The 6,079-nt window shown below is 38.8% G+C and carries 7 protein-coding genes; 5 read left to right on the forward strand and 2 right to left on the reverse strand.

The window, feature by feature from the left end; all coding sequences use genetic code 11:
• Nucleotides 1–1,259: NAD-dependent succinate-semialdehyde dehydrogenase (locus L654_RS0116410; protein ID WP_024608474.1), on the reverse strand; the 1,259-nt coding region annotated here is incomplete at its 3' end.
• Between the two features lie 218 nt (nucleotides 1,260–1,477).
• A complete protein-coding gene (locus tag L654_RS0116415; RefSeq protein WP_024608475.1) occupies nucleotides 1,478–1,993 on the reverse strand; it encodes an NUDIX domain-containing protein in 516 nt (171 codons plus the stop codon).
• 232 nt (nucleotides 1,994–2,225) lie between these two features.
• On the opposite strand from L654_RS0116415, the gene L654_RS0116420 reads away from it, so the two are divergent.
• The 5 genes from L654_RS0116420 to L654_RS0116440 form a co-directional block, all read left to right on the forward strand.
• Nucleotides 2,226–3,566: a sigma-54 dependent transcriptional regulator gene (locus tag L654_RS0116420; RefSeq protein ID WP_024608476.1), complete on the forward strand. Its 1,341-nt coding sequence runs from the start codon at nucleotides 2,226–2,228 to the stop codon at nucleotides 3,564–3,566.
• Between the two features lie 14 nt (nucleotides 3,567–3,580).
• Nucleotides 3,581–3,790, forward strand: a complete 210-nt coding sequence (locus tag L654_RS0116425) for a histidine kinase dimerization/phospho-acceptor domain-containing protein (protein WP_007581523.1) — start codon at nucleotides 3,581–3,583, stop codon at nucleotides 3,788–3,790.
• Between the two features lie 38 nt (nucleotides 3,791–3,828).
• Nucleotides 3,829–5,313, forward strand: a complete 1,485-nt coding sequence (locus L654_RS0116430; RefSeq protein WP_024608477.1) for a sensor histidine kinase — start codon at nucleotides 3,829–3,831, stop codon at nucleotides 5,311–5,313.
• Nucleotides 5,314–5,775 carry a response regulator gene (locus L654_RS0116435; protein WP_024590273.1) on the forward strand — a complete coding sequence of 154 codons (462 nt, stop codon included), beginning with the start codon at nucleotides 5,314–5,316 and terminating at the stop codon, nucleotides 5,773–5,775.
• A 10-nt stretch (nucleotides 5,776–5,785) separates the two neighbouring features.
• The coding region (locus L654_RS0116440; RefSeq protein ID WP_024608478.1) for a response regulator at nucleotides 5,786–6,079 on the forward strand (294 nt) is incomplete at its 3' end.

Below are 6,079 nucleotides of genomic sequence, written 5' to 3' on the forward strand. Positions count from 1 at the left end.
CCGTAGCCGTTAATGTTGATCATGCCGGTGTCGAAGTACTTTTTAGCAAGCTCAATCGCTTTTTTCTCGTCTTTTGAGAAAATACCACCGCCTAAACCGTAGCGAGAGTCGTTGGCGATGCGCATAGCATCGTCGTTATCTTTCGCTTTAATAAGCGAAGCGACAGGGCCAAATAATTCGTCGTCGTAGGCCGGCATGCCAGGTGATAGGTTATCAAGTAGCGTTGGTGGGTAGTAGTAACCTGTTTGCGATGGTATTTCGCCACCCGTTACTATGTTTGCACCTGCTTTAACTGATTCCATTACTTGGTCGTGAATGCCATCACGTAAATCTTCACGAGCCATTGGGCCTAAGTCTGTGTCATCTGCCATTGGGTCGCCCATTTTCATGGCTTCGAACTGCTCTTTAATTTGTGCTTTAAAGTCATCGTAAAGTGACTCAACAACAACATAACGTTTAGCTGAAACACACGTTTCGCCGTTATTGATCATGCGACCTGTTACACAGGTTTTAACTGCAAGCTCTAAATCAGCGTCATCGAGTACTAAGTATGCATCGTTGCTACCCAGTTCTAACACTGTTTTTTTAGCGTGTTTACCCGCTTCTGCAGCTACTTTCTTACCTGTGGCATCACTACCCGTAAAGGTTACGCCGCTAATTGCTTTGTGCGCAATGAGTGAGCTGGCGGTTTTACCGTCGATGAGTAAGTTGCTGAAACAGTACTGTGGGAAACCAGCTTGTTTAAATAGCTCTTCAATTTTTTCAGCCATGCCAAATACGTTACCAGCATGTTTTAATACGGTTGTGTTACCCGCCATTATGTTGGCAGCACTGTAGCGAATTACCTGATAAAGCGGGAAGTTCCACGGTTGAATACCTAACAGTACACCTGTTGGTTGATAGCTGATAATTGCACGGCCGCCGTCCATATCACGTTCTTCGTCAGCAAGTACTTGTGGGCCTTGTTCAGCTGTGTAACGACAAATTCCTGCACATAGTTCAACTTCTTGAAAGCCTTGCTCGTATACTTTACCCATTTCTTCGGTCATGAGTTTTGCGATAGATTCTTTTTGCTCTTCGAAAAGTGAGGCTAACTTATTAAGATATCTCGCACGTTCAGTGAACGACGTTAAGCGCCATTTTAAATATGTTTCGTGAGATTTTTCGATTACCTGTTCTGCTTCTTTTTGAGAAAGTAGCGTGTAGGTTTCAATGGTTTGCTCAGTTGCCGGATTAATCGTTTTAACTGTGTTACTCATTTCTATCTCCTTACAAATTAATTATCTATAAGTGTGCAAAACGAAAGCCAATATCAAAAAAACAGTATTAATTAATCTCAAGCTATTGAAATGTAGTATCTATTTTTGGTTTTTTATTCTGCTAATAACTTTTTACTACTATGAATATATTATCCAAAGCAGTAAAAAGTTCTGATTGATGCAAAATTTACAAGGTTGACTGCTCATGCTTATTCAACTTATAGAAGTTCTTTAGCAATGCGCTTTAGTAGGTAGGTTTCTCGTAAAATGGAGAGTCCTTGTTTTTCACTGTTAGCAAGTGTGCGCTCGTTATGAGCAATTGCATTGTTAATATCAACCCATTTAGCAGTCATGCCATTTTGCTGCTCATAATGCTCTAACTGTGCTTTGCCAAACTCGTCGGCAATATTACATACAAAGCAATACGATTTGATATGAATAATATCAAAGTCTTCTTTATACCAAGGGCGATACTCTTCATAGAGTCCAAAGGCTTTAATTACACTTATTTGTTGTGCACCGGTTTCTTCGCTTAGTTCGCGAATTAAGCCTTGTTCAATACTTTCGCCTTCATCTACTCCACCACCAGGTAAACTGTAATCTTCATAGCGGCTTGTATACATTAAAAGTATTTTATTATTTTTAATAACAATGGCGCGAGCTGTTAAACGCGTAAACTGACTACCGTGGTCAATATTAATACCTGAATGAATTAAGGTTTTTAATTGCTGCATTTCGTCTCCTTTTTTAAGCTTTTAATGATAACAGTTGCTACCATTCTATAAATAGAAACGATTTTAATTATTTTTCGTAATTTGTGATCGTTTTTTTAAGCATACGTAAATATTAGGTTGGTAAAATAAATAGCATTGGATTAATTAGCTATTTAAGTAATTAGATTCTAGGCGTGCCTTTAAATTAATATTTAGGATGCGTAGAATAAGAAAAAAAGCATAGGGATTTATCATGTTAGACATACTTTTAGTAGACGATGACGTTGAATTTAGTGACGTTGTTTGCCACATAGTCGAATTCCTCGGCCACAATATAAGCACCGCCACCAGTTTAAAAGAAGCACATCAATGGTTTGAAAATAATACCTTTGACCATGTGCTACTTGATTTTATGTTACCTGATGGTAGCGGTTTGCATTTACTTGATCATTTAAAAACGATTGGGCAATCTCCAAAAATTACACTTATATCGGGTCATCCTTCAGTTAAAGGCATTTTAGCTGAAATGTGTGAGCCAAATGTAGGGCATTTATTAAAACCATTACAACGCGAAGATTTAGAACTCGTTTTAAATGGCCCTAAAAAAACAGTTAAAAAAGCCAAGTCGAGCGGTATTACACGTCACTTTGGTGGGTTAATTGGTGAGTCTGAGCCAATGCAAAAACTATACAACATGATTGAACGCGTAGCTAAAACAAACGCTAACGTGATGCTTATGGGTGAAAGTGGTGCAGGTAAAGAAGTAGTGGCTCAAGCTATTCATAACGCAAGCCAGTGCGAAGGCCCATTAGTTGCTAGCAACTGTGGCGCACTTTCAAAAGAGTTAATTGGTAGTGAGTTATTTGGCCACGAAAAAGGCGCATTTACAGGCGCAATTGCACGCAAAGAAGGTGTGTTTGAGCAATCTAATAACGGTACTTTATTTTTAGATGAAGTAACCGAGATGCCAATTGATATGCAGCCAAATTTACTGCGAGTGCTTGAAACTAAAAAGGTAACACGCGTAGGTGGTAACAGAGAAATACCAACCAATTGTCGTGTTATTTCAGCTACGAACCGTTCGCTTACTGATTTAGCACAAAATAATATTATTCGTGAAGATATTTACTTTAGGTTGGCTGTTTTTCCTATTGATATACCGCCACTTCGCGATAGAAAAGAAGATATTCCTTTATTAGCTAAAGCATTTTTAGATCAGCTTAATGATGAAAACGGTACCGCATTTAGTTGGACACCCGCGCAGCTTAAAGAGCTACAAAGTTATGAGTGGCCGGGTAATGTGCGCGAAATTCGCCACGCTATACACCGTGCATTTATTATGAGCGATCCGCAAACTAGCGATATTATTCTACCAGATAACTTAGAGTCGCCTTTTTCGCGCGTTAATAATCAAACTGCCGAAAAGCCAGTATCAGCAGGACAAACCATTGAAGAAGTCGAAAAAGAACTTATTCATGCAACGCTTGACAAGGTGCAAGGTAATAAAACGCTTGCTGCACAAATGCTAGGTATTAGTACTAAAACACTTTATAACCGCCTTAATGCATATGGCGGTATTGGCGAATATAAATAGATTTGAGGAAGTACATGACATCCGATAACCAAACAGAGCAACTAAATAAGTTAGTACACGATGCAAGAGCGCCGCTTAATCGTATATCGATGAATGCAGAGCTTATTAAGTTGGTACTTGAAAACGATATGCCAAAAGAAAAAGCGCTAGATGCACTTGATAAAATTATTAACAATTGCCAACAGTGTAGTGAAAGTTTACAAAAAATCACTGACTCTCAATAAATAGTAAGTGTTGTACAAACTCTAATTCGGGAAGCTAAATGAGCAAGCAAAAACAGCAAGGTAAAGCGAATGTTACTTGGGCAGCTTTTATAGTTGTTGTGTTAAGTATTATTGTAGGTAACGCAGTTTTAGCATTGAATACGATTCAAGGTTTAACGCAAACCCAAAAGAGTTTAGACAACACTAATATGCTGACAACGGGAATTGAGCAACTGCATTTATCAGTAGTTCAAGCTGAGTCGGGTCAGCGCGGTTATTTATTAACAGAAGAGACTGACTATTTAACGCCTTATTATGATGCTATAGGACAAATTGAAGCGCAAATAAATCATGTTAAGTCGCTTCACTCTGAAATTGACGGTCAAGCAGAGCGCATTGCTCAGTTGCTAGTATTAGTTGATAGCAAAATTAAAGAGCTAAAACAAACGGTGAATCTTGCTCTGGATGACAAAGAACGACGTGCGCTGTATGTATTAAATACACATAAAGGCCGGGAGCTTTATAAGCAAATTCGCGAGAGTGTTAATGAAGTTCAAGACCGCGAATTACTCTTTAAAGTGAGCCATTTTTCAAAGTTAGCGCAAATTAAAAATGAAGCTAAAATCACGTTTGCTATTACAGCAGTCACAAGCGTATTACTTATTATTGGTATGTTTGTGATGACTCGTCTTAATTTAAGAAATGCAGCGCAGTATCGCTTTGAGCTTGAGAAACAAAACGAGACTTTAGCAAGTAAAGTGTCTGAGCGTACGCAAGAATTAACATTGTATTCTGACGAACTGAGCCGAAGTAACCGAGAGCTTGAAGAATTTGCTTTTGTAGCGAGCCATGATTTACAAGAACCGCTTAGAAAAATTCAAGCCTTTAGTGACCGCCTCGAAACCATGTTTAAAGATGAGCTGGGTGAAAAAGGGATTGATTACATTGGCCGCATGAAAAATGCAGCGCAACGCATGTCTAACTTAATTAATGACCTATTAGAGTTCTCGCGTATTACAACACGCGGCAAAGACTTTGATGATACAAATTTAAACGAAGTAGTAACCGATATATTAAGTGATTTAGAAATTGCGATAGGTGAGTCTAATACACAAGTTGATGTAGAAGACTTACCGGTTATTCAGGCTGATAAAAGCCAAATGCAGCAGCTGTTTTTAAACTTGTTGTCGAATGCAGTTAAATTTAGACGCCCAGATGTAAGTCCACATATAAAAATTAGTTATCAAGATGAAGATATTTTTAGTGAGGATCATAATACCAATTTGAGCTTTCAAGTTATTACCATAGAAGATAACGGTATTGGTTTTTCACAAGACTATGCCGATAAAATATTTGTACCGTTTCAGCGCTTACATGGTCGCTCACAATATAAAGGCACGGGTATTGGCCTTTCTGTATGTAGGCGTATTGTGGAGCGCCACGGTGGTACAATTACAGCCCAAAGTAAAGACGGTGAAGGTGCAACCTTCATTATAAAACTACCTGTGGAAGCTGCGCTTTTCACATTGCAAGGAGAGGCTTAAATGCCCTATTCAAAAGTAAAACCTATTACTATTTTAATGGCAGATGATGATGAAGATGATCGTTTGTTAACACAAGATGCCCTTGCCGAAAGCCGTGTACTTAACGAGCTTCATTTTGTTGAAGACGGCGTTGAGTTACTTGAATATTTAGAACGTAAAGGTAAGTTTGAAGACAAAACAGTGTCGCCACGACCAGGATTGATATTACTTGATTTAAACATGCCAAGAATGGATGGCCGTGAAGCGCTTGAAGCTATAAAAGGGAACCTTAATTTAAAGGGAATCCCGGTTGTTATATTAACTACGTCTAAGCAAGAAGAGGACATGGTTAAAGGCTATAACTTAGGTGCTGCATCTTATATTACAAAACCAGTAACGTTTGATGGTTTGGTTGATTTGATGAAAACGCTAGGAAAATACTGGGTAGAATTTGTAGAGCTACCGACAACATTTAACGATTAATGGAGATTGTATGTTAGATAAAGTGACTCAGTTGCTGCTTGTAGAAGATGATGAAGATGATTACATACTCACCTGCGACTATCTGGACCAATTGGATTCACACACGTTTAACATTCAATGGATAAGCTCCCCAGAGCAGGCAATTGCAACGCTTAGCAAAAATGAGCACGACATTTGCCTGCTTGATTACCGCTTGGGTGCATCTAATGGTTTAGATGTATTAAAAGAAGCGATTGCTAATGGCTTTAGCGGCCCCATAATTATGCTTACCGGGCAGTCAAACGACGAGTTAGACTCGGCAGCG

The organism is Pseudoalteromonas sp. TAB23, from assembly GCF_000498075.1.
Lineage (GTDB): Bacteria > Pseudomonadota > Gammaproteobacteria > Enterobacterales > Alteromonadaceae > Pseudoalteromonas > Pseudoalteromonas arctica.